This is a genomic window from Ferruginibacter sp., from assembly GCF_049840995.1.
In the GTDB taxonomy this organism is placed as follows: domain Bacteria; phylum Bacteroidota; class Bacteroidia; order Chitinophagales; family Chitinophagaceae; genus Ferruginibacter.
In genome coordinates, this window is sequence record NZ_JASGIP010000003.1 from 197,343 (window position 1) to 221,107 (window position 23,765).

The 23,765-nt window shown below is 41.1% G+C and carries 20 protein-coding genes; 10 read left to right on the forward strand and 10 right to left on the reverse strand.

Annotation, left to right across the window (positions count from 1 at the left end; translation table 11 throughout):
* Window positions 1–99: 99 nt before the first annotated feature.
* Window positions 100–966 (reverse strand): aldose 1-epimerase family protein, encoded by an 867-nt coding sequence (locus QM738_RS02450; protein ID WP_462275093.1) that lies wholly within the window; start codon window positions 964–966, stop codon window positions 100–102.
* A 351-nt stretch (window positions 967–1,317) separates the two neighbouring features.
* On the opposite strand from QM738_RS02450, the gene QM738_RS02455 reads away from it, so the two are divergent.
* The 9 genes from QM738_RS02455 to QM738_RS02495 all read left to right on the forward strand — a co-directional run bounded on the left by QM738_RS02455 (window position 1,318) and on the right by QM738_RS02495 (window position 9,795).
* Window positions 1,318–1,731, forward strand: coding sequence for a very short patch repair endonuclease (locus QM738_RS02455; RefSeq protein ID WP_462275094.1), 414 nt, complete (start codon window positions 1,318–1,320; stop codon window positions 1,729–1,731).
* Window positions 1,732–1,792: 61 nt separating this feature from the next.
* Entirely contained in the window at window positions 1,793–2,005 is a 213-nt protein-coding gene (locus QM738_RS02460) for a helix-turn-helix domain-containing protein (RefSeq protein WP_462275095.1), read from the forward strand.
* A gap of 21 nt (window positions 2,006–2,026) precedes the next feature.
* Window positions 2,027–2,524: a hypothetical protein gene (locus tag QM738_RS02465; protein WP_462275096.1), complete on the forward strand. Its 498-nt coding sequence runs from the start codon at window positions 2,027–2,029 to the stop codon at window positions 2,522–2,524.
* On the forward strand, window positions 2,514–3,485 hold the full coding sequence (locus tag QM738_RS02470; RefSeq protein ID WP_462275097.1) for a DNA cytosine methyltransferase: 972 nt from the start codon (window positions 2,514–2,516) through the stop codon (window positions 3,483–3,485). Before QM738_RS02465 ends, QM738_RS02470 begins: the two co-directional genes overlap by 11 nt.
* A 12-nt stretch (window positions 3,486–3,497) precedes the next feature.
* Window positions 3,498–4,025, forward strand: a complete 528-nt coding sequence (locus QM738_RS02475; RefSeq protein WP_462275098.1) for a hypothetical protein — start codon at window positions 3,498–3,500, stop codon at window positions 4,023–4,025.
* Entirely contained in the window at window positions 4,022–7,186 is a 3,165-nt protein-coding gene (locus QM738_RS02480; RefSeq protein WP_462275099.1) for a Z1 domain-containing protein, read from the forward strand. The genes QM738_RS02475 and QM738_RS02480 overlap by 4 nt, the downstream gene beginning before the upstream one ends.
* Window positions 7,187–7,219: 33 nt before the next feature.
* On the forward strand, window positions 7,220–7,732 hold the full coding sequence (locus QM738_RS02485) for a hypothetical protein (protein ID WP_462275100.1): 513 nt from the start codon (window positions 7,220–7,222) through the stop codon (window positions 7,730–7,732).
* 40 nt (window positions 7,733–7,772) lie between these two features.
* Window positions 7,773–8,444 (forward strand): hypothetical protein, encoded by a 672-nt coding sequence (locus QM738_RS02490; RefSeq protein ID WP_462275101.1) that lies wholly within the window; start codon window positions 7,773–7,775, stop codon window positions 8,442–8,444.
* 4 nt (window positions 8,445–8,448) lie between these two features.
* Window positions 8,449–9,795, forward strand: coding sequence for a hypothetical protein (locus tag QM738_RS02495; protein WP_462275102.1), 1,347 nt, complete (start codon window positions 8,449–8,451; stop codon window positions 9,793–9,795).
* Window positions 9,796–9,854: 59 nt separating this feature from the next.
* Here the strand turns inward: QM738_RS02495 and gloA2 are convergent, their stop codons facing one another.
* On the reverse strand, window positions 9,855–10,244 hold the full coding sequence (gloA2, locus tag QM738_RS02500; RefSeq protein WP_462275103.1) for an SMU1112c/YaeR family gloxylase I-like metalloprotein: 390 nt from the start codon (window positions 10,242–10,244) through the stop codon (window positions 9,855–9,857).
* Between the two features lie 470 nt (window positions 10,245–10,714).
* Here gloA2 and QM738_RS02505 point away from each other — a divergent pair, with 470 nt between their 5' ends.
* On the forward strand, window positions 10,715–10,915 hold the full coding sequence (locus QM738_RS02505; RefSeq protein WP_462275104.1) for a hypothetical protein: 201 nt from the start codon (window positions 10,715–10,717) through the stop codon (window positions 10,913–10,915).
* Window positions 10,916–11,755: 840 nt separating this feature from the next.
* Here QM738_RS02505 and QM738_RS02510 read toward each other — a convergent pair.
* From QM738_RS02510 to QM738_RS02545, 8 genes are all read right to left on the reverse strand, one after another.
* Window positions 11,756–12,322 carry a hypothetical protein gene (locus QM738_RS02510; protein ID WP_462275105.1) on the reverse strand — a complete coding sequence of 189 codons (567 nt, stop codon included), beginning with the start codon at window positions 12,320–12,322 and terminating at the stop codon, window positions 11,756–11,758.
* Window positions 12,323–12,832: 510 nt separating this feature from the next.
* A complete protein-coding gene (locus QM738_RS02515; RefSeq protein ID WP_462276693.1) occupies window positions 12,833–14,752 on the reverse strand; it encodes a methylmalonyl-CoA mutase family protein in 1,920 nt (639 codons plus the stop codon).
* 81 nt (window positions 14,753–14,833) lie between these two features.
* Window positions 14,834–15,979: a PDDEXK nuclease domain-containing protein gene (locus tag QM738_RS02520; protein WP_462275106.1), complete on the reverse strand. Its 1,146-nt coding sequence runs from the start codon at window positions 15,977–15,979 to the stop codon at window positions 14,834–14,836.
* Window positions 15,976–17,385, reverse strand: coding sequence for a cobalamin-dependent protein (locus QM738_RS02525; RefSeq protein WP_462275107.1), 1,410 nt, complete (start codon window positions 17,383–17,385; stop codon window positions 15,976–15,978). Before QM738_RS02525 ends, QM738_RS02520 begins: the two co-directional genes overlap by 4 nt.
* 179 nt (window positions 17,386–17,564) lie before the next feature.
* Window positions 17,565–18,467, reverse strand: coding sequence for a hypothetical protein (locus QM738_RS02530; RefSeq protein ID WP_462275108.1), 903 nt, complete (start codon window positions 18,465–18,467; stop codon window positions 17,565–17,567).
* A gap of 6 nt (window positions 18,468–18,473) precedes the next feature.
* Complete coding sequence (rsmA, locus tag QM738_RS02535; RefSeq protein WP_462275109.1) at window positions 18,474–19,226, reverse strand: 16S rRNA (adenine(1518)-N(6)/adenine(1519)-N(6))-dimethyltransferase RsmA; 753 nt, start codon at window positions 19,224–19,226, stop codon at window positions 18,474–18,476.
* A gap of 137 nt (window positions 19,227–19,363) precedes the next feature.
* Window positions 19,364–19,855, reverse strand: coding sequence for a T9SS type A sorting domain-containing protein (locus QM738_RS02540; RefSeq protein WP_462275110.1), 492 nt, complete (start codon window positions 19,853–19,855; stop codon window positions 19,364–19,366).
* Window positions 19,827–23,711 carry a hypothetical protein gene (locus QM738_RS02545; RefSeq protein ID WP_462275111.1) on the reverse strand — a complete coding sequence of 1,295 codons (3,885 nt, stop codon included), beginning with the start codon at window positions 23,709–23,711 and terminating at the stop codon, window positions 19,827–19,829. Before QM738_RS02545 ends, QM738_RS02540 begins: the two co-directional genes overlap by 29 nt.
* Window positions 23,712–23,765: the final 54 nt, after the last annotated feature.

The following is a 23,765-nucleotide window of genomic DNA, read 5'->3' on the forward strand; positions in this document are numbered from 1 at the left end:
TTTTTGAATTTTGAATTTTGAATTTTGAACTTTCAACCTCGAACATTCGCCATTCGCACATTCAACATCACTCATAATTCATAATTTATCATTCATAACTCACCACGCTTCCACCCCCCACTCCCTCCTCCACCTTCCTCTCGCCTCCAGCCTGTTCATCCCTTCTTTGTTGATCAATTGCTGATCGGTATCCACGCTGTCCGCAATGCCGCACCAGGGTTCCAGGCATACAAACGGTGCATCCTTAGCCGCCCAGATGCCGAAGAACGGAAAGTCTTCAAAACTAAAATGCAGCCCATGCGCATTTTTAGTGCAGCCCAGGCTGATGCTGTTGCTGCGGATATGTTTCAATACAATGGCATCTTCGTAAAACAAGGCCGCATGCAGTGGTAAAATATTATCATCGGTCTCCAAAGGCTCGGCATGGTTAGCCACCAGGCCGTTCTCCAGTTTCCAGCGTTGCAATGGTTCCGTTACATTAAAGCGCAGGTAGTGGTCGCTGTAGCTGCTGTTGCCTTTATACGGTACCGCAAATGCCGGGTGTCCGCCTACCGAAAAAAGCAGCTCGGTATCGCCGGGGTTGTACACTTCGTAACTGCAATACAGCGTGGCATTCTGCAGGCGGTAGCGCAGCTGCAGTTCAAATGCAAACGGATATACGGCTGCTGTTTGTGCATCATTGGTGAGTGTAAACACCGCTTCGGTTGCACTGATCTGTGTTACTGCAAATTCCCTTTCCCTCGCAAAGCCGTGCCGCGGCAGTTTGTAGGCCTTGCCTTGGTAGTAATAAGTATCATCTTTCAATCCGCCCACTATGGGAAACAGTACCGGGCTGTGTTTGCCCCAATATTGTGCGTCGCCGCTCCACATATATTCTATACCGGTTTCTTTGCTGCTGAGGCTTTGGATTTCGGCACCGCGGGGGGAAATGCGTGCAGTGATGAATGCGTTGGTTAAAGTTATCATGATTCAAAGTTAAGGATGAATGTGGCGTTATAATCAGGCAACCGATGCCGAAGCAACAGCGTATCCCGAAGAGATAGTGATAGTGCAGTGGGAGGCTGGCCGTTAGCTGACGGTTAGCTGCCGGTAAGCTGGTGCTGGTGGAGTGGGAATGAAGTGGTAGTATAGTGGGACCTGACTGGGATTGGAGTGGGCTTTTAGCGGGCATATAGTGGGCTGGCAGTGGGCGAAAACGTATTGCAACATCTATGTGTGCCTTCGGGTCTTTGTGTCTTTGTGGCTCCCTTTACTGGTTTTCTTTCTGCGTCTTCTGCGAATTCTGCGGGACATTGGTAAATTTGTAGTCCCTTACTTATGACAGACGTACATACTCCCGCACAGCGCAGCTATAATATGAGCCGCATAAAAGGCAAGGATACCAAACCGGAAATGCTGGTGCGTAGGTTTTTGCATGCACAGGGGTTTCGTTACCGGCTGCATGATAAAAAACTGCCGGGTAAGCCGGATATTGTTTTGCCAAAGTATAAAACGGTGATTTTTGTGCATGGCTGTTTCTGGCATGGGCATGAGGGCTGTAAATATTTTAAAGTGCCGCAAACCAGGACGGAATGGTGGATGAATAAGATTAATACCAATAAGGCGAATGATGAAAAGGCTGTGAAAGCATTGAAGGATAGTGGTTGGAAAGTAATTGAGATTTGGGAATGCAGTTTAAAAAATTCGAAGATCACACATAATTATAAATTAATTCTCTCTCATTTCATTTAACGAGTCAAAAGTTCACTTATATCCGATTGACTTATAGTCGAATTAAAAATAGCTTGCATTCATGGATATACGTATCAGGATAGGAAAACGTATTAAGGAATTACGGCAAGAATTAAAACTTACACAAGAGAAACTTTCTTTTAAAGCAGAAGTAGACAAAACTTATTTAAATGAAGTTGAAAATGGTAAGAGGAATATCTCCATAGTGAACTTGGAAAAAATAATCCGTGCGCTTGAGGTCAAATTTGAAGTTTTTTTCACTGGCATAGACTAATAAACCTAAACCAAATAATAATTGAAAAAACCTGCAATCAAAGATGCTTTTAATATCGATTTTAAAAGTATCTCAGATGATGATATTATTTCATTAAGAATTCAGATAGAAAAAGAATTCAAAAAAAGAAAAATAAAATTTTCTGCTGGTGAAATTGGCGAAACTGTATCAATAAATTACTTCAACAGTACTCCCGGCTTAGACAATTTGCAAAGAGCCCCGACTGGTACAAAAACAGTAGATGCACTTTCAAGAAAAGGACACCGATATTCAATAAAAACTATAAAGGATGGAAGCAAATCGGGAACTATATATCCTGATCCGGAAAATAATGACAATCCATTATTTGAATATATCCTATTAGTTCTACTTGATGATGATTTTAACCTAGAATCATTGTATAGATTTTCTTGGGAACAATTTTTAATAGTTAGACAATGGGATAAAACTATGAATGCTTGGTATATACCAAAAACTCAAAAAGCAAAAACTCTGGGTGAGAAAATTTATGAAAAATAAAGATGTCCATAAGAAGATAAAAACAATCGATTTGTTCTGTGGGGCTGGTGGCAGCAGTTTCGGGGCAAGAATTGCCGGTGCAGATATTGTTGCAGGGTTTGATTTATGGAGTACTGCGATAAGAGCATATCAAACAAACTTCCCTGAAGCGAAAGCATTTGAAGGCGATTTACGAAACCTTGATCCCGAAACAGTAAAAAAGGAGATCGGAAATATTGACTTAATACTAGCCTCTCCTGAATGCACAAATCATTCATTAGCGAAAGGAGCGAGAGAAAGAAATGAGGAGAGTAAAGAAACTGCTTTTCAAGTCACACGATATGCCAAAGTTTTTAAGCCTAAAAGCATTGTTATTGAGAATGTAGTAGAAATGCAATCTTGGAGTGGCCATGCTAAACTTTTAGAAGAATTATGGGGGCTAAATTATTATGTAAAAGAGATTGAATTAAATGCATCAGATTTTGGAGTGGCTCAATCAAGAAAGCGATTGTTTTTACTTTGTTCATTATCTGGAGAAGCTACTGTAGATAGCAAAGACGAAAGTAAAGAACTAAATGCTGCTTCAACCATTATTGATTGGTCTAATACTTACAAATTCACTCCCTTATATAAAAAAGGAAGGGCAGAAAACACCCTAATTAGAGCCGAAAATGCTATTAATTCACTAGGAAAAAAAGAGCCATTTATTATGGTTTATTACGGTACAGGTGACGGTTGGCAAAGCATTGAGGATCCGCTAAGAACTATTACTACATTAGATAGGTTTGCGTTAGTTAAGCCATCTAGTAGGGGGCACAAAATGCGGATGTTACAACCGGAAGAATTGAAATTAGCAATGGGATTTGAACAAAATTATAATCTCAATATTGATAATATCACGAGGAGAGAGAAAGTTAAGCTCATGGGTAATGGCGTTTGCCCCCCTGTAATGACTTCAATTATTAGGAATCTGTGTATTTAACGCAAAGAGAAGATGAAACAACTAAACTTAAATATTCTAGAAGATGGAGTTACAACTGGATTGTCGCCCCGAAATGGAGGTTTTCTTGCTGAAGCTGCTTCAATATGTCTACAATCACAAAATCATTCTATACCTGTAGATTTTCCAGTAGAGGGATATATTTCCGAAACCTATAGTTTAACTTGTCTTGAAGTAAATGAATTAGCAATAAATAGTTTTGGTGATTTAGAGGAGGCAACACAATTTGGAGCCATGGGTATCGCATTAGCTATAATGCATCACCAAACTGGCTGGAAAATTAAAAGATCATGGAAAGGGACAGGATTTGATTACTGGCTTGGAGAAGAATCTGAAGAATATCCATTTCAAAATAAATTAAGATTAGAAGTTAGTGGAGATTTAAAAGGAACAGATAATGAAATTAAAACACGATTAAATCAAAAATTAAAACAAACTGAAATATCTGATCATTTAGCCATTCCTGCGTGCGCAGTGATTATAGAATTTAGTAACCCCAAATCTATTACTGGGTTCAGATGAGCATCAATAAAGTAACTATATGGCACGATGAAGCTATGGACTTAGCCGAAATGGCATTCTTCGCAAAAAGAAGAGGCGAATATTTTAATTTCTGGAAATTTATTCAAAGGGCTTTAAATTATGAAAAAGCTGCAGCAAGAATTTTAATTAAAAATCATGAACTAGAACCTTCTAAATCCTTATTATATCAAAGTGCGATTCATTTTGCTCTAAACCTAGATCACTTTGATGAGGCAAAAGTATTATTACGCGAGGCCTCTGAGGGCAATCCTCCCATTGAAATAAAAAACGAACTTGAAGAAATTGCATCTGAAATTCGAAAACGTGAGAGGATCAAGTCAATTGCAATGGTAAATGCACAAAATTTCTTAGACCATGATGAATTAGCGGATATAGACATAAAAAAAGCAATCAATGCTTCTATCGCTGGAGTAGAAGCTTTTTATGATAAAGAAACGATTAATCAATTATTAAATCGAATTGCATTTGAAATTACTCTTCAAGGTAAAAATTCAGTAACAAACAAGGATTACCAAATCTTTGAAATGGTAGCAATAGACAAAAGCTGGATTGAAGAAAAAAGAGACAAGCTACCTTGGCACTTTTGGAGAGCTTATAAAATATATTTAGATAAAAAAAATTTTGCTAGTACAACAGTGAAGCAACTCGATACTTTAACTGACGATATTCTCGGTCGGATTGGGGATCCATCAAAAAATGGAAGTTGGGATAAAAGAGGTATGATAGTAGGCGATGTACAATCAGGCAAAACAAGTAATTACATCGGGTTAATAAACAAGGCTGCCGATTTAGGTTTTAGAATAATTATAATACTTACTGGACTTTATGAAAATTTACGCCAACAAACACAAGAAAGAATTGATGAGGGATTTATTGGTGCGATATCCGATCTTAACAACGAAGATGTTGGCAGTCCAATAGGGGTAGAACACTATCGGACACCTAAAAAACTTCCTGTCCACCCAATCACACGAGCTGGAGAAGCCGGTGATCTAAGAAAATCCAATCTTCCCAATTTACCAATTAACACAAATGATTATTATGCGATTGTAATAAAGAAGAACCCTGCAGTATTAAAGACTCTATTGAACTGGTTGCATGCCAGAGGTGAAAATGATGGCGACTATAAGATTATTAAAAATAGGCCATTATTAGTAATAGACGATGAGGCTGACTATGCTTCGCTCAATGTAGATAATGATTTTGTATCAAAAATCAATGGTAGCATTCGAGCTACTCTTGCTTTATTTGAACAGAGTGCTTTCATTGGATATACAGCTACCCCTTTTGCAAATGTATTTATCTCAGATTACAATGAAACAAAGGGAAGTGAAATTATAATTGACAAAAAAAAATTTCGTCTTGGAGAAGACTTATTTCCAAGGGATTTTATTATTAATATCCCTCCGCCCTCAAATTATATTGGCTATTCAAAAGTCTTTGACACAAAATTAAAAATAACTGAAGATTATGTTAATGGAGATATGCCAATGATAAATATTATCAATGACTATGAAGCATATATACCAAAGGGACATAAAAAAAATGACAAACTTCCAACAAGTATCCCTCCAAGTTTAAAAGAGGCAATTAAGTGTTTTTTTATCGTATGCGCCATAAGATTTGCTAGAGGCCAGCAAAAAGAACACAACTCAATGTTAATCCATGCCTCCTGGTATGTTCAGTGGCTAGACAGAATAGCACTATTAGTAAATGATTTTTCTACAGAATTAAAAAAGCAAATAAAAGAAGAAAATAATGAAATTCTACTGGATTTAAAGACAACATGGGAGAAGCAATTTAAACCAAGAACGACTGCAATAGTTAATCAGATAGGATATGAGGATTCTCAAATAATTGAGCACGACTGGGTAGAAATACAATTCTATCTAACGCAAGCCTCTGAAAAAATAGAAATTAGGGCAGTTCATGGTGCAAAAAAAGGTTTAGAATATAAAAACAATGCTCCTTTAAATTATAAAGATTATAAAAATGGACTTTTCGTGATAGCTGTTGGCGGCAATAAGCTATCTAGGGGTTTAACATTAGAAGGCTTATCAATTAGTTATTTTTTGAGAGCGACTCGCTTTTATGATACCTTATTACAAATGGGCCGATGGTTTGGATATCGACCTGGATATGTAGATGTATGTCGATTGTTTACTACAGAAGAATTGGTTACTTGGTATCAATATATCGCAAATGCAACAGACGAATTAAAGGAACAATTTGACATAATGGATCTTGCGGACAGAACCCCTCAAAATTTCGGCTTGAAGGTAAGGTCTGCGCCTGGCATGTTAATGATTTCTTCAGCGGCTAAAATTAAAGGGGCTACAGATCTCAGTTTAAGTTTTTCGGGTGATCTTCAAGAAACTTATATACTGTCAAAATCAATTGACTTGCTAAATAACAACTTACGTGCTTTACACAATTTTATTGAAATCCTTGGTCCTTCCTCAGGTCTAATTCGTCAACGTCAGAGTTTTATTTGGCAAAATGTGAAATACAACCTTCTTGACAATTTTATTACAGATTACAAAACAAGTCAGCGTAATATTCATCCGGATTTTTTAAGAGGTTATATTGGACAACAGTTGAAAAATGGAAATTTAAATAATTGGACTGTGGTTTTAATACATAATTCTATTTCCAAAGACTCTTACCCCTTAAAAACGTCACATACTAATTTTGATATCGGATATACTTTTCGTAAAGAAGTTGAAGAAAAAGATGCTTTAGGAAATCTAATTTCTGACCCGAACAAATACTTAATAAGAAATTCGCATATCATTAGCCCTCCACATGAATATTTAGATATGGATGAAGTGGATCAACGTTTTTTAGACGCAAAAGAGGCAACCATTAAAGAAAGTAAATCTCATAACACACCAAGTTTTCCTGCAGGAAAATATATTAGAAAATATAGAGGGTCGAAAAATGCCCTATTACTAATTTATGTTCTAGACCCTCTAGGTTTTGGTGGCCATCCCGGAATACCAGCTATAGGTTTTGCTATAAGCTTCCCTGAAATTCTGCACGACGAAAAGATTCCATACAAAGTAAATAAGCAATTTTTGGAAGGTCTATTTGATATACCAGAAGATGCTATTGAAAATCCAGAGGAAGAAGAAGAATAATCTATATTAATTCACAATTTTAACTCCTTTTATATGAATGCTGAGATTTTAGATAAAAGAAATGAAGCTGAGAACAATTGCTATTTATGCAAAATTTCTCTTTTCGATTTTATAACAAATTTGCCTGAAGATTATAAAAATTATGATATACAAAGAGAAATTGTTTCAAATATATATTTAGATTCGTTAGTTGATACAGTATTAAATTTTAGACACATCCCTCCTATCGTCTTAGTAATTGAAAAGAATAATTATAAAGTTCAAAAGTCAAATTTAGAAATTTCTGCTTTTAAAATTCTTGATGGGTTACAAAGAACTTATCGACTAAAAATAATTTGGGACACAATACAATTTTTTGAAAAACTATTAAAAGAAGATAAAAATTTTATTAAATTAAATCGCTTGCAATTATCAAAAAAATTTTCGGATAAACTATATAACATAAACTCCTCATCAAAAGTTCTTAGTTATTTAATAGATTTTCATCAAAAGCATAGAACCACAGATTTAAAAACTTGCTATCAGAGACAATTTTCAATGGTTTGAAATTTGGACAGATTTAAATCCAGAGCAAGAAGTTGAAAAAATGCTTGTTTTAAATGCAGGACATAAACCTGTCAAAATAAAACATCAATTAGAACTACTTTTTAGGAATCTACTCCCAATTTTTAAAAAAATAAAATTAGATGACTTCAAGCTTATTCGTGAAAAGGAAACTAGCTCTATTTCTTATAGCAAAAATAGAGTTTTTGGCGAATTCCATTTTTCCCATCTAATAACTTCCATCATATCCTTTAAAATAGGAGAGCCTGTAACTACAAATACAGATTTAATAAAAGATATCCAAACCAAAGAATTAGATATCAATGAGTACAAGGAATTTTTCACTTACGATTTCTTTATCGAATTTATTAAATTTTTATTGATGTTAGATAAATACCTTCAAAGGAACTATGAAATTGATGGAATACGTTGGGTCGGTAGGGAAACAGCACTCGACGGCTTATTTGCAGCTTTAGGAAAATATTCACAAGAGCAGAAAATTAGTCCATTAAAAACATTACAAACTTTTGAAAATCTGATTAAACAAAACAACAAATTATTTAATCTTGGGGAATATGAAAAAGAAAGAAATAATCTTGAACTAAGTAAGATTAACATTGGAAATGTTAATAAAAGATCAGTATTCAATGCTATGTATGATGTCTTATCACAAAGAGTGAAGGTTATAAATTGGAAAAATTATTTTAACAAATGATCCCATGAACAGATTTCAAATTTTTTATGATATACTCATTGGGCTATTAAAAAACATAGTTGATAGCAGGCCAAGTATTGTTTATTACAATGGCTTAAATAAAGATCAGCAAGATTCTTTTGTGACATTAGTAGATCCATTACAGGATTTCTTAATCGAACTAAAAAGACACAGAGATGCAGGAGAAATATTTGAAGATTTTGACACCTTAAACGATAGAATTGTGGCTTTTTATGATGAATTTCCAACCTTTCCTAATTTGAGATTAAATCAATTAAAAAAATCTATTATTATTTGTAAGAGAACTGCAAGTCTTATTAATAACAGAAGTATAAACCCCGCAAATTATTCACTAATCCCAATCGCTGATAAAATCAAACCATTTAATTATTTATTTTATAGCTCTACAATCAGAAGTTCAACTATGATTTTTTGTTTACAACAAAATTCCAATCAAGAAATTCTTGAATTTCAAAATTTTATTGATGAAATTCCTGATAAGCAGGCGCCTATTCTGTTATATATTTTATCTAAATTGGGCGGTAAAGCCCCTCTTTTAAACGAGCAATATATCTTGATACATAATTCTCATAAAAAAGACTTAAAGAAAATAATTTCGCTCTTAAAGTTAAGTGCCGTATGTGATGGAAAAACAATACATACTCCTTTCGAAATAACAAGAAATCCACAAATCATAGGAAGGAGTTCTATGCATTTAAGTAACTCATATCCACAATTCTTAGACTTAATAAATATTTTGAGTGAATATAATTACGAAAAAGATATTCTAAATAAATATTTAAGATTGTATCATGTAATAGAAAATTTCATGTATAAAATTCCCATTGTAGGTTTAATGAATGCTACTGGAGGCAATATGTTTTCCATTAGAAATTTTAAAAACCTATATTCAAGAGTGGATAAAAATGAAAATGCCGCATTAGAAGGTTTTATAAAAATTGTTTTTCCTCTCGTCAAATCTGGGACTCAAACTTTTAAGCAATCAATTCAAGCATTATGGAACTCCTTATCTACTAGAGCCAATTTTAATGCAGCAAATATTGATACTTTTTTATCTAAATTAACAATTTCTTATACAAACGCGACAGCATCAACAAATGGCAATGTGCAAGATTTTTACTGCAAATTAATTTATCAGATAAGAAATTCTATCGTACACAATAAAGAAACCGAATATCATATATTACACTCAACTTTAAATCCGGTTGTTCCTTTTCTATTAGAGTTTTTTTTGTTTCCAAGCCTTGAAGAGATTTGTTTCAAGTTAATAATAGATACAAATAATGAAGTAAAATACACTAGACCTACTTTACAACTTTATGAAGAGTAATCTAAGATCAGGCTGAGTGAGATATTATTATGCTACTCATTTAAATTTATTATATCATTCTACCCCTCATAAAACTCCACCGGCAACCCATCCGGATCACTTATAAACGTAAACTGTTTGCCGGTAAATTCATCCACCCGTACCGGTTCGGCAATAACACCGTGTAGCTGCAAAGCGGCCACTGTAGCTGCAATATCAGTTACGGCAAAGGCAATATGGCGCAGGCCGCAGGCTTCGGGGCGGCTGGGCCTTGCAGGCGGGTTGGGAAAAGAGAACAGTTCAATAACATAGTGGCCGTTGAGCGCCAGGTCTAGTTTCCAGGAGTCTCTTTCTTTGCGGTATACTTCTCTTATAATGCTGAGGCCGAGTACTTCGGTATAAAATTTTTTGGATACGGTGTAGTTGCTGCAGATGAGGGCTGTGTGGTGGATGGATGTGATGGGGAGCATCGGTTGTTTTTTTTCAAAGCTAGTTTGTTTGTTGGGTATTTTTTGGGTTTGAGTGGTGGGTTTTATATTTTATTGTTACAGCTTCTTTATTGGAGTATTGTTCTTTTTTGCTTGCCCAAAAAAGAACCAAAAAAGGGCCCCGGAAAACGATAACAGCCCATTTTCCGGTTGGTTCCTTGATGTAGCTTTGGTGCTACTGTGACTTCAGCTTTTGTTCCTTGATCTTTGGTGAGAAGCAGCACCATAATATGCAGCTGTTTTAATATTGTTACAAAAGAAATAAAAAAGCTGGCATTCTTTCTTCGATCTTCCTCCAGTGGTTGCCGTGGTGCCTCTTTTGGGCCGGTCTAGCCTAAGGCTAGATTCGAAAAAATGCGCAGCTAATTTTTTCGAAAGGGTCAAAAGCAGCACCAAAGGCAATCACGCTGCCCCACCGGCAGTGGAGGTGAAGGCAACAAGTTGAAAAGAGTTTGAAAAAAGGTTTAGGCTTTTCCGCCGCCATCTCTGCACTGAGTGTCGCCAATGGCGTACACATCTTTGCTTATGCCCGCTTTTATATTTTATTGTTACGGCTTTTTTATCGAAGCATTGTTCTTTTTTGCTTGCCCAAAAAAGAACCAAAAAAAGGCCCCGGCAAGGGATTACATCCCCCTTGCCGGTTGGTTCCTTGATTGGGCTTTGGTACTACTGTAAACTGTGCATTTGTTCCCTGATGTATATTTTGCCACAGTATTATTTTCCAAAAAGACCTTTTTAATATTGACGGGAACAAATCTTCGTGTTCCTTCGTGCCCCCGTGGCTTTGTGGTTCTCCAATCGGTGCACAATCATACACCAGGCGTATATTAACCGTAGATGCTTCGTATATCCTTAACAGATGAAGCGTACTTCAAGCGTATATCAGGCGTGTTTACAGCGTAGATGAAGCGTACATACAGCGTACAGGATTCGATCATAAACCGAAATGGGCTTAAGTTGGTACAGTTGCCCTACCCGGCAAAATACTATACTGTAGTTATACTGTACTTATACTGCCACTATACTGTGGCATACCCGTAGTATCGTCGCTGCAACTCCGCAGCATACCTATGCCATCTCCGTAGCATCGCTGTACCATCCCTATAGCATCCCGGTAGCAACTCCGTACCAAACCGGTAGCATACCCGTACTATCCCCGTACTTACCCCGTACTATCGCCGTTCGAAGCCGATAAAATATTATGTTAAACAGTGCCTTGTACTTATAAATAACACCAACGCATACACTGCATATTGCAACAGCTTACCCGCATGGTTCAGGCCGTCCTGCCTAAGGCTGGACGTCCCGACCCATACTCACGATTCACGACTCACGTCTCACGACAAACAGCAGGCTGTACACACGGTTCAGGCCGTCAACCTGTCCCGACCCAGGCGGGAAGCGTCCCGATCCATACTCACGTCTCACAACACACTGCAGGCTGCACAAACGGTTCAGGCCGTTTGGAACGTCCCGACCCGCACACTCACCACTCACTTCTTCGGAGGTCCCAGCTTCTGCGTCTTTTCGTCCAGCACCACGATCTTGCCATTCACCATCTTACAATCATCCACCACGCCCAGCGAGTCGGTCATGCCTTTTTTATCGGTATTATATTCTTTGTACCACAGGGTCACCCATTCTTCTTTTTTATCGGCCGATATCACCGATTCCCAATCTTCCATTTTAATGGTAATGCTGTTAAACAAGGCCCTTTGCACGGTAAACGAAGCCTTCAGGCTGTCTTTGCTTAGTTTGGCCTGGAAATTATCAAAGCCTACCCGTACGCTGTCGCCAAAGCCCATCATGCAGGTATTGATATCGCCGTTCTCAAATGCTTTTAATGATTTCATTACCGTGGCGGCATGCTGTTCATCGCCGGGTTGCCATTCGGCATAGGGGTGATCGAGCTTGTAAGGCAGGTCCAGGTGTGCATCTTTGGCCGCCATTTTTGCTTCGGCATTTTTGGCGCTGTCGCCCGAAGCGGTTTTGCTGTCGCTGCTGTTGTTGCAGCCAGCCAGCAGTATTGCCACTAAGGCAATAAAAATTACTTGTTTCATGTACATGGTTTTTGGTGTAAAAAATAATGCAGGGAACTATGCCTTCATGCGGTAGGGGTTGTGAAGCAGGCATATAAGATAGCTGTTTAGGTGCTAAAATGCAAGGCTGTTGAATAAATAGTGCAGAATTAGCAGTAGCGTTTATGCTGTTACGCTTTTAGTTGAATTCTTTTTGGTTGAGGGTTATATGCTTGTTTGCAGCAATCTTTTTATTGAAGTATGTTCTTTTTTGCTTGCCCAAAAAAGAACTAAAAAAAGGCCCCGCCGAAGGATTACATCCCCTTCGGCGGCTGGTTCCCTGATTAAGCTTTTGTGCTACTGTAGCTTCAGCATTTGTTCCTTGATGGATAATTTGCTACATCAATATTTTTTTGAAACACTCCATTATCGACAGAAATAAATCTTTGTGCTCCTTTGTCTCCCCGTGTCTTCGTGGTTCTATGCCTTGGTGTTTCCATCCGTGTTAATCCGTGTAATCCGTGGCCAAACTTTTCTGCCGAAGGCAGTTGATCACATATTCCTCCTGTACTGCCCACCCACCGCATACAGCGCATTCGTGATCTGCCCCAGCGAACAGTATTGAACAGTTTCCATCAGCTCCGCAAAAAGATTACCATTCTGCACCGCCACCTGCTGTAATTGTTTCAGCATGGCGGCGCTTTTTTCAGCATGCCTTGCCTGGAAAGCCTGCAGTGTTTTTATCTGGAACTCTTTTTCGCTGGTGGTACTGCGGATCACTTCGGTAGGTAAAATAGTGGGTGATCCATTTTTGTTGAGGAAAGTATTCACCCCCACAATAGGATATTCACCGGTATGTTTCAGCGTTTCGTAATACAAGCTTTCTTCCTGTATCTTGTTGCGCTGGTACATTCTTTCCATAGCACCCAGCACACCGCCGCGATCGGTAATACGGTTGAACTCGTTCAGCACGGCATCTTCCACCAGGTCGGTCAGCTCTTCAATTAAAAACGAGCCCTGGTTCGGGTTCTCATTCTTGGCAGTGCCCAGCTCGCGGTTGATGATAAGCTGTATGGCCATGGCACGGCGCACACTCTCTTCGGTAGGCGTGGTGATCGCTTCATCATAAGCATTTGTGTGCAGGCTGTTGCAGTTATCGTAAATGGCATACAGGGCCTGCAGCGTGGTGCGGATATCATTAAAATCAATTTCCTGCGCATGCAAACTTCTGCCGCTGGTTTGAATATGGTATTTCAATTTCTGCGAACGGTCGTTGCCCTTGTATTTATGCTTCATGGCCTTGGCCCAGATGCGGCGGGCCACACGGCCGATAACGCTGTACTCAGGGTCCATCCCATTGCTGAAAAAGAAAGAAAGATTGGGCGCAAAATCATCGATGTGCATGCCGCGGCTTAAATAATACTCCACGTAAGTAAAACCATTGGCCAGCGTAAAAGCCAGCTGTGTGATCGGGTTGGCGCCTGCCTCGGCAATATGATAACCACTGATGCTGACACTATAAAAATTCTGCACCTTGTTGGTAATAAAATATTCCTGCACATCCCCCATCAGCTTTAATGCAAATTCAGTGGAAAAAATGCAGGTGTTCTGTGCCTGGTCTTCTTTTAAAATATCGGCCTGCACCGTGCCCCTTACGGTAGATAATGCTTTTGCTTTTATCTGTGCATACACTTCCGCAGGCAATACATCGGCGCCGCTCAGGCCCAGCAAACGCAGGCCCAGCCCATCGTTACCTTCGGGTAAGGCTCCCTGTAAGCTACCTTTGGCCGGAACAATTTCCTTGCCATCAATGCCAATATATTTGGGCAGGCTTTCTACCTGGTACCTGGCTTCAATGGCTTTATTAACCGCATCTCTTAAATTATTTTCCAGGATGTATTTTTCGCATTGCTGGTCAATAGCGGCATTCATAAAAAAAGCCAGCAGTATAGGTGCAGGGCCGTTAATGGTCATGCTCACCGAAGTTTTAGCATCGCAGAGATCAAAACCGCTGTACAGTTTTTTGGCATCATCCACGGTGGCTATGCTTACACCGCTGTTGCCCACCTTGCCGTAAATATCCGGGCGGTGGTCGGGGTCTTCGCCGTATAAAGTAACACTGTCAAACGCGGTAGACAAACGCTTGGCAGGCTGCCCTAAACTAACATAGTGAAAACGTTTGTTCGTTCTTTCCGGACCGCCCTCACCGGCAAACATCCTCGTGGGATCTTCTCCTTCTCTTTTTAAAGGAAACACACCGGCGGTATAAGGAAATTCGCCCGGTACATTTTCCTGCAGCTGCCATTTTAAAATATCGCCCCAGTCTTTGTACTTAGGCAGGTACACCTTGTGTATCTTGGTACCACTCAGCGATGTGTATGTAAGGTCTTGCCTTATCTTTTTACCCCTTACATCAAATTCAAAAAAATCGCCCTCGTACTGTTGTTGCAATTGCGCCCATTGCTCCAGCAATTTTTTGGTGGTGGGATGCAGCTGCTCTTTTATTTCCTCGTACTTTTTTTTAAGCTGTTCTGTAAGCATATAATGAATCAGTTATTTTTTCTTTTTAACAGTGTGTATCTTTTTTAAAAAACTGTTTACTTCAGTTTGCAGTTGCTTTACCGAAGGCAATTTATCTTTCAGGTTTTTGGGTAGCGATTTGCTAAAGCTGTATTCGCTTACGCCAATGGGGTGATTGATATTAGTAAGTGCGTAATCCACTTCCACATTATCTTTAGCGCCACACAGTATAATGCCGATAGAAGGATTATCGTGCGGCTGCCGCAAGTGTTTATTTACAATATTCAGATAGCCATTCATTTTGCCTGCATGCTCCATTACAAACTCATCCATCTTTAATTCTATTACCACATAACAACGCAGCGTAAGATGGTAAAAAATCAGGTCGATATAATAGTCTTTTCTTCCGGCGGGTAATTTATACTGGCGCCCTACAAAAGCAAAGCCGGCACCCAGTTCCATTACAAATTCCTGCAGGTGCTTTACCAGTTCCATTTCCAGTTCTCTCTCTGTAATATTTTCTCCTAATTGCATGGCAGCAAAAATATAAGGGTCTTTTAATACCTGGTTGGCAAGGTCGGCCTGTGGCTTAGGCAGTGTTAAATGGAAATTAGAAGCTTTTTTTGTTTTATGCTGGCGTTTGTACAGGTCTGTTTCTACCTGGTATTGCAATACAGCACGGCTCCAGTTATTTTCGATAGTTTTATTGATGTACCAATAGCGTTCATCCCTATCCGTTATCTTATCTATAAGATACACATGGTGCCCCCATGGAATGCCCGCCAGCAAAGGGTTTGATAAAAAATAGCTGATTTTTCCAAATTGCGCAACAGGCTGTTGCGCAATTTGATTTTTTCCCTTTTTTTTAATTAACGCAACAGGCTGTTGCGTAATTAGCAATTCGGGATATTCCACGGCAAATTGTTTCATGTACAACAGGTTTCTTGCAGAAAAACCTTTTATTTCCGGGAACTCTTTCTGCAGATCTGCTGATACCTGCGCAATCACCCTTGCCCCCCATCCTTCGTTATCTATTTTTTCTGCCAATTGCTTACCGATATACCAATACATCAGTAACATATCAGTATTTACCTTCAAGGCCGTTTGCAGGCGGCTGACATGAATATTATTCTTTAATTCATTCAACCATTGCCTGTATCTTTTTACTGCAAATTTCATTTTTGTTCTTCTGTCATTTTTATTACGCCATCCAGTTGGTATAATTTACTGGCCAATGCAGCCTGTTCGTTTGCCCAGCTATTGTATTCCCTTACCGCTTCTGCTATCTCCGCCAGGTACCTTACCCGCTTGGGCGGAATGATGGTAGACTGGCTAACGGTATCCCGTACATGCGCATGATGCTCAATCTCTCCATGAAATTTCACGCCTGTTTTGGCAGCTATCTTTTCCATCAGCCTTTCAAACAACTCATTCACACCGGCATCGTTGAACTGTGCGGCAATGGTGCCTACAATCGGCAGTTCATCATCCTTGGCCGTCCATAAACTATGGTTGCGTTTGTATTGTTTGCGTACATCGTGCAAAGCATCCAGCGCACCGGCTTTGTCAAATTTGTTTACGCATACCACATCGGCGTAGTCCAGCATATTTATTTTTTCCAGCTGGGAGGCGGCGCCATATTCCGGCGTCATCACGTACATGCTTACATCGCAGTAATCCAGAATGCTGGCATCGCTTTGCCCTACACCGGCGCTTTCTAAAATAATAAAATCATAGCCCGCTGCTTTGCAGATATCGATCGCTTCCTGCACATATTTGCTCAATGCTTTTTCGCTTTCCCTGGTAGCAAGGCTGCGCATGTAAGCACGGGGAGAAGAAATAGCATTCATCCGGATACGGTCGCCCAGTAAAGCGCCGCCGGTTTTTTTCTTGCTGGGATCCACCGAAATAACGGCGATCGTTTTATCCGTATAATTATGCAGGTACCTTCTCACGATCTCATCCGTAACCGAAGATTTACCAGCACCGCCCGTACCCGTGATCCCCAACACCGGTATCGTTTTATTAATTTTTAATTGTTCATTATTAATTATCAATTCCCCCCCGTTCTCTGCATTGGTGATCTGCCTGGCTATTTTTCTCACATCATTCACTTCGCCCAGCGTCATCGCATCTTTGTATACGCCATTACCATTCAGTGCAAAATCACAGGAGAGGATCACATCCTCGATCATGCCTTCCAGCCCCATTCTTCTGCCATCATCGGGGCTGTAAATTTTGGTGATACCATAGGCATGCAGCTCATCAATTTCCGAAGGCAGAATAGTACCGCCGCCACCGCCGAATATTTTGATATGCCCGCAACCGTTCTGCTCCAGCAGGTCTTTCATGTATTTAAAAAACTCCACGTGGCCGCCCTGGTAGCTGGTAATGGCAATGCCCTGCACATCTTCTTCAATGGCGCATTCCACAATTTCGAGCACACTGCGGTTATGCCCCAGGTGAATGATTTCGGCACCTTTGGATTGCATGATGCGGCGCATGATATTAATAGCAGCATCGTGCCCGTCAAATAAACTGGCAGCTGTTACAATTCTAACTTTGTTATGTAGTGTAAGACTCATAAAAATTTTTAAGCAGTATTCGTTAAGTGATGTGAGGTTGATAGTTCATGGTTCATAGCCTATGATTTATGGTTTATAGTTAAAGCAAACATCTCAAATGATCTACCATGAACCATAGGCCATGAACCATTCACCAACAGCAAATTTACCAGTAAATGCCCTTACAAAAATAACGCCCGTTAGTTTTTAGATGAATGGTGGTTTAAAGCAAAAAGCTTTGGAAGATCGAATAACAAACCACCCGAAAAATTGAATGACCTCGCATCCACAAAACGGCGGCTTACCAAAAATGCAAACCCTATCTGGAATTCCAGCTTCAGGCCGGGCAGCTTTTTAAAGCCAAAAGTATTTACTACCGAAGGTTCCCAAAACACCCGGGGGCTGTAGCTCAGGCTGTCCAGTTTATAATTATCCTGTTCGGTGGCCGTATAATCCGTATTGATCTTGCTGAAATATATAACGCTGAAGCGGGAAGAGAATGAGCCGGAGAAATTAGAACTACTGCCCACCGTAAGCGATGGCTGCAGGTACAGCTTGGTTACATGCATCTGGTGGTAGCGGCTGCGCAACACCCGGTTCTGGTCTTTACCATTATCATCCAGGCTGAACTTGCCAAAACCTACCCCGGCAAATACCTGCAGTGTTACCTGTTTATTATCATCGATCATACGGTAATACCCCAGCCCTATCTCCGTCAGCTGGCGTTTGTAATTGATCACCACGCTGTCCCTGGTACCGGCATCAAAATCGCCGGCATTTCTTTCGGTACGGTGGTAATAATTGGCCTGCAATGCCCAGTGATTGGTGATCGCATAGGCCGCCTGTATATCATAGCCCCGTGCTTTGGCCTTTACCGGCACACTGTCTTTAACTGCATTATCGGCCGCATTGGCCGAATAGTTGAAGGCCAGTTTACTATCGCCTTTTTTTACAAATACAGGAACGTTATGCGCCGAAGGGCTGTACACATAGCGGGGCGTATAGCAGGAGTATAGAGAGCAGCAAAAAGCTAAAAGCAAAAAGCTAAAAGCTAAAGGCGTACAGCGGTAAGCAGGAAGTAATGTATGGGTTCCGGTTTTCATAAACTATCAGTTCATTTTGAAGGTAAGCGCTGCAAAATCTTCAATACTCAATGCCTCGGCACGTTTATTAAAAAGTTCATCCTGCAATACTTCGGCGGTAAACAAACCTTTTACGGCATTGCGCAATGTTTTACGGCGTTGGTTAAAAGCGGTTTTTACCAATAGCCAGAATGCTTTTTCTGTTTTCACGTGCAGCGGCGTGGTCTTCCGCGTAAGCCTTATTACACCGCTCTGCACTTTGGGTGGCGGATTAAAACATTCATTGCCTACATCAAATAAATACTCCACATTGTAATAAGCCTGCACCAGCACACTCAGCACACCATATACTTTGCTGCCTTCTTTGGCGGCGGCCCGCTGCGCCACTTCCTTCTGGAACATGCCGATCACCGCAGGCACATCGTCTTTCCACTCCAGTATCTTGAACAATATCTGCGTGGAAATATTATAGGGAAAATTACCGATCACCACGAAGCTTTCATTAAATGGCTGATCGATATCCAAAAAACTTTTATGAATGATCCTGTCTTTTAACACAGGATACTGCTTAAAAAGATACTCAACCTTTTCCTCATCCAGTTCCACGGCTTTAAAATCAACACCGGGCAATTGCAGCAGGTGTTTGGTTAATGCCCCTGCGCCCGGCCCCACTTCCAGCAGGCGGGTAAAGCTTTCCTGCTGCAGCGCATCCACTATCTTACGGATAATGTTTTCATCCTTTAAGAAATGCTGCCCCAGCGATTTTTTTAATGTATACATCCATACAAAAATAGTGCATAATACCCGTAAGCATACCGGTATTACAGGAATATACCAATTGGTAATACGATCACCCGCTTATACAAAAATGCCCGGCTAAGCCAGGCATAATTGTATAGTTACCATTTGCTAAAAAACTACTTTGATACGATCAGCTTCTGCGTGGTCACTTCGTTGTTCACCAGCACCTGCAGGGTATACACGCCTGCACTGAATTTGCCGAGTCCGTCAATGCGCAGCACATTATTGCCCCTTACCGATCGTTGTGTTTGCTGCAGTAGCACTTTGCCCATATTATCCACCAGCTTCAGCAGCACAGCCGATTCTCTTTCTACAAAGAATTTTACCGTTACATAATCGCTGGCCGGGTTGGGCACTATGCTCACGGCTGTTTTTACCGTGTTCACCCTTACCACCAATACACTGCTGTACTTCACCTCTCCTTCTTTACCAAATACCTTCAGCCTGTAATAAATGATATCGCTGCCAATGCCGGTAATATCATCCGTATAAGTAAAGCTTTGCGCTTCGTTCAGTTTTACGGCATCGTTTACCATGCCCGTTATGTTGTACACATAGTTATCCGTACTTCGTTCCACTTCAAAATGATCTGACTTCTTTAGATGCAATGATCGTCCAGTTGAGCGGCACGGTATTTTGTTGCTGTGTTCCCGTAAAATTGAGGAACTGTACCGGCAGCACCACCCCTACATAACGCCAGTCGCGGTTGATCTGCAATACAAATTTCTTCTGCACCGGAGCCCTGGAGCCGGGTGTGGCATCGCCTGTTAATATTCCACCCGAACCAAAGCGGTAAGAGGTACCTTTTACATTGGTTACAGAGTTCAATGAATCAAAACGGTTATCCAATCCATCACCATCCGTATCCAATCCCGTTAATGTTACCAGGTCATCGGCAATACCGTTCAGGTTAAAATCATTGCCTTCCACAATATCCGGCGCACCATCACCATCGGTATCCAGGTCCCTGTAATCGGGTATACCATCACCATCGTGATCGTACACAAAAATACCCGAGCCGCCAAAGCCAATGATATTATCATAGGTGTTGGTTAGGCCATCACCATCGGTATCGCCGGGTATATACAGCAGGTAACCCAATGTAGACATACCTTCAATGTTATCCGGTATACCATCATCATCGCTGTCAATATCCAGGTAATCGGGATTGCCCACACCATCGGTGTTGCGCAGGTTTAGTGTAGCCATTGCCGATACAGTGGTGGACCAGCCATTGTTGGCAATAGCACCATCCACGATGCCATTAAAATTCGCATCCGGCAAACCTGCTTCTATCACATCCACAATACCATCTGCATCACTGTCCAGGTCGTAAGGGTTGGGCCTGAAATCGCGGTCAAGGTTTTTATTAGGGTAGTTATCAGCCCTTCCGTCCACAGGCGAAACATCCACCCCCGTTTTCAACAGCGCTGTTGCATTTACATCATTATCGCTGATACCATCACTGTTCAGATCAGTGAAGCCATCGATCAAACCATTGTTATTGGCATCGGTGCCGCCCGCTTCTATCAGGTCGGGAATACCATCGTTATCACTATCCAGGTCGAGGTAATTAGGAATACCATCGCCGTCAAAATCCTGTGCACCCAAGCCCACATTCGATCCATTAACACCGGTATTATTGGCATCCACGTTTTGAGAGAAGCCATCATTATCCGTATCTACATAGTTATCAATAATGCCATCACCATTCGCATCCACACCATACGATTCTACTGTATCGGGTATACCATCATTGTCACTGTCCAGGTCGTATTGATTGATAATGCCATCCTTGTCTTTATCCGCATTATCATTCACACCATCGCCATTGGCATCCACAAAGCCGGGGAAATCGGTATCGTAAAAATTGGGGATACCATCATTATCCGAATCGGCGCCATAATCAAAATTGTCGTTCACATTATCAAAGTTATTATCTACATAACCGGGATAGGTAGGATCGTTCCAGTTGGGGATACCATTCAGGTTGGCATCCTGTAAAGCCACAGCATTATTGAATTCCACGTAATCGGGTATGCCATCATTGTCATCATCAATATCCGGGCAGGCATGAATGATCACGGCGATCCTGGCAGTATCGGAACAACCGGCGCCATTGGAAAAATAAGCCCAGTAGATACCGCCGGGATAAGTTACCGGTGTATAAGGATTGTATAAATTAGCCGGTATAAATGGCTTGGCCGAATAAAAACTATAGCCGGCATATTTAGCCCAGGGCAATGTAACGGTTAAGTTATTACACTGGTTGATGATCACCGTATCTTTAGGCGAAAAACAGGTACCCGTAACTGTTACATTCACCGGACCCTTCACAATACAGCCCGCCGTATTCACACCGCTGGAGTCGTATAATATGGCAAGAGAAGTTTTACCCTTGTAATCGATCCTCGCACTGTTCTGCACCGGCCCTATACAGGACAATACATCGCAGGAAGAAGTGGTGACCACATCAAACTGCACTGTACCACTTACACCCGTACCCACATTACCACCATTTACTGCATTGGCGCCTACACCAATACGGTACGTGATCTTGTTGGAAGCGAAAGTGTATTCCGCCTGGTCATCGGCCGCCGCATCTGTTTTGGCAACGCCGTTTATTTTTATACTGCCGGGCACGTAGGTGGTACCCGTGGGAATATTATCGGTGATGATGGTATTGGTACTGGAGTCGTTACCCACATTGCTGTAATTAATTACATAGCGCAGCACATCGCCGGGTACCAGTGAACCACCATTAACATCTGTAGCCGTTTTATCAAAAGCAAAAGTTGGGTTGTATTGCGAGATACCCGTTGTTAATACCTGCACAATATAGTTTTCGCTCGGCGATGCAAAACGCACGGTAGCCGATGTTTTACTATTACCTAACTGCGCATTGGATGTATTGGGCAGGTCCATGATGCTGGCATCATAGCCCAGCGTATTCTGGAACGATGGGTTACGGGTGGTAACCACGGCACCCTTGTACGAGATCACACTGTTCCACATATCGTTTAAATTGGCCAGTGCATTGGGGGTAAGATTATAGAAAGATGCTGCACCCTGTTGCTTGAACAGGAAGGAGTCTTTAGAAGTACGGTCACCATCATACACCACGGCGCCCAGCTCACAGCTTACCGGTCCGCCGGGAGGCGTAAGAAAGCCGGAGATGGCAACGTCTGCCGGTGGACTACCACTCTTTACAATAGCACAACCGTCAAACACCGTAAGGTTTCGCGGTGGTAGTGACGGATTCGCATACACGATAACGATCGTCCATCCACCATAAGCATCCCCAATGCCCAATGCAGGCAACACATTACCTACGGTAAAAGTGCCGTTGGGGTTGGTGGGGTTGATCATGGAAGTGATATCGAAGAAACACTGGTAGCCCGTATGCGCATAACCTGCGATCAACGTGCTGTTCCAGTAATCTGTTTTGGAAGAAGTGATGGTGGTATAAGAACCAGCGCCCGGTATCTTTAATTTACAGGTGGTTTCTGTACCATTCATCCAGGCGGTATTGGTACCACCACTACCCTGGCCGGCACCCCAGTACAAACCTGCGAACATTACATTGGAGCAGGCAGGTAAACTCAGGTTGGCAGTAGAAGAATTATAGGTGCCGTTATTATCCAGCCCTAGTAATTCCATATCAAAAGACATATCTGATGCAGTAGCGGTATTCAAATGCACTTCCACTGCAATGGTATTAACGCCTGCTGTAAACACGCTCGGGCTAAGGCTTACCGCAACATCTTCGGCAGCGCCCGTTGCAATATTGGAAGATGCTAAAGAAGCATACGTAATTGTACCGGTGGGCATATTATTCCTTACCTGTTCCACACCGTTTATATACACCACAATACCATCATCTCTTTTTAAATTCATTTGTATGCTGTAAAAAGTAGTGGACAGTTCTGCTGCAGTAAAGCTCACTGTACGGCGAAAATAATAAGCCGTGCGTTTGGAACCAGCACCCGGCGTACAAATGGGTGTGATGCCACTGGGGATACAGGTGGCCTGCGTTCCGTTGAATCCATATTTACCCGGTCCGTTCACAGGTGAAGCGCCGATATTCCATAAACCGGTCAATGTATATGCAGATTGTTTCCAGGTATTGCCCAGGATATCATTGGCGGGAGCTGTAGTGCTGGAAAAATAATTCCAGGTGCTGCCCAGCGCAAGTTTGGTGGTGGCTGCAGGATTGTCCACATCAATATTGATGGCAGTAGCACTATTGTTGGTAGTGGATCCTGTTGGCGGTACTTCGCCTGTACCCGGCACGCCGCTTCCAATACCACTGGAAGAAACAATGCTGTTAGACACATACACTATACTTCCCCTTGCAGAGGAATTATAATAGCGGGGTGCGAAGGCACGTAATATCTGTGCATTACTTTCAAACGGTTGAAAGATAATAACACTGATGAGCAGCGTTAGTAAAAAGGTTTTCATTTGCTACGGATTTAAACATTTTCATTGGATTAGGTTCTAACGGGTTAAACAACA

Bases quoted from the DNA above. Each gene is read 5' to 3' on its own strand.
- gloA2 (WP_462275103.1), bottom strand. From the start codon at position 10,244: ATGCTCCCCATCACATCCATCCACCACACAGCCCTCATCTGCAGCAAC.
- QM738_RS02530 (WP_462275108.1), bottom strand. From the start codon at position 18,467: ATGAAAACCGGAACCCATACATTACTTCCTGCTTACCGCTGTACGCCT.
- QM738_RS02490 (WP_462275101.1), top strand. From the start codon at position 7,773: ATGCTTGTTTTAAATGCAGGACATAAACCTGTCAAAATAAAACATCAA.
- QM738_RS02480 (WP_462275099.1), top strand. From the start codon at position 4,022: ATGAGCATCAATAAAGTAACTATATGGCACGATGAAGCTATGGACTTA.
- QM738_RS02460 (WP_462275095.1), top strand. From the start codon at position 1,793: ATGGATATACGTATCAGGATAGGAAAACGTATTAAGGAATTACGGCAA.
- QM738_RS02545 (WP_462275111.1), bottom strand. From the start codon at position 23,711: ATGAAAACCTTTTTACTAACGCTGCTCATCAGTGTTATTATCTTTCAA.
- QM738_RS02495 (WP_462275102.1), top strand. From the start codon at position 8,449: ATGAACAGATTTCAAATTTTTTATGATATACTCATTGGGCTATTAAAA.
- QM738_RS02485 (WP_462275100.1), top strand. From the start codon at position 7,220: ATGAATGCTGAGATTTTAGATAAAAGAAATGAAGCTGAGAACAATTGC.
- QM738_RS02510 (WP_462275105.1), bottom strand. From the start codon at position 12,322: ATGAAACAAGTAATTTTTATTGCCTTAGTGGCAATACTGCTGGCTGGC.
- QM738_RS02520 (WP_462275106.1), bottom strand. From the start codon at position 15,979: ATGAAATTTGCAGTAAAAAGATACAGGCAATGGTTGAATGAATTAAAG.
- QM738_RS02525 (WP_462275107.1), bottom strand. From the start codon at position 17,385: ATGAGTCTTACACTACATAACAAAGTTAGAATTGTAACAGCTGCCAGT.
- QM738_RS02450 (WP_462275093.1), bottom strand. From the start codon at position 966: ATGATAACTTTAACCAACGCATTCATCACTGCACGCATTTCCCCCCGC.
- QM738_RS02470 (WP_462275097.1), top strand. From the start codon at position 2,514: ATGAAAAATAAAGATGTCCATAAGAAGATAAAAACAATCGATTTGTTC.
- rsmA (WP_462275109.1), bottom strand. From the start codon at position 19,226: ATGTATACATTAAAAAAATCGCTGGGGCAGCATTTCTTAAAGGATGAA.
- QM738_RS02455 (WP_462275094.1), top strand. From the start codon at position 1,318: ATGACAGACGTACATACTCCCGCACAGCGCAGCTATAATATGAGCCGC.
- QM738_RS02475 (WP_462275098.1), top strand. From the start codon at position 3,498: ATGAAACAACTAAACTTAAATATTCTAGAAGATGGAGTTACAACTGGA.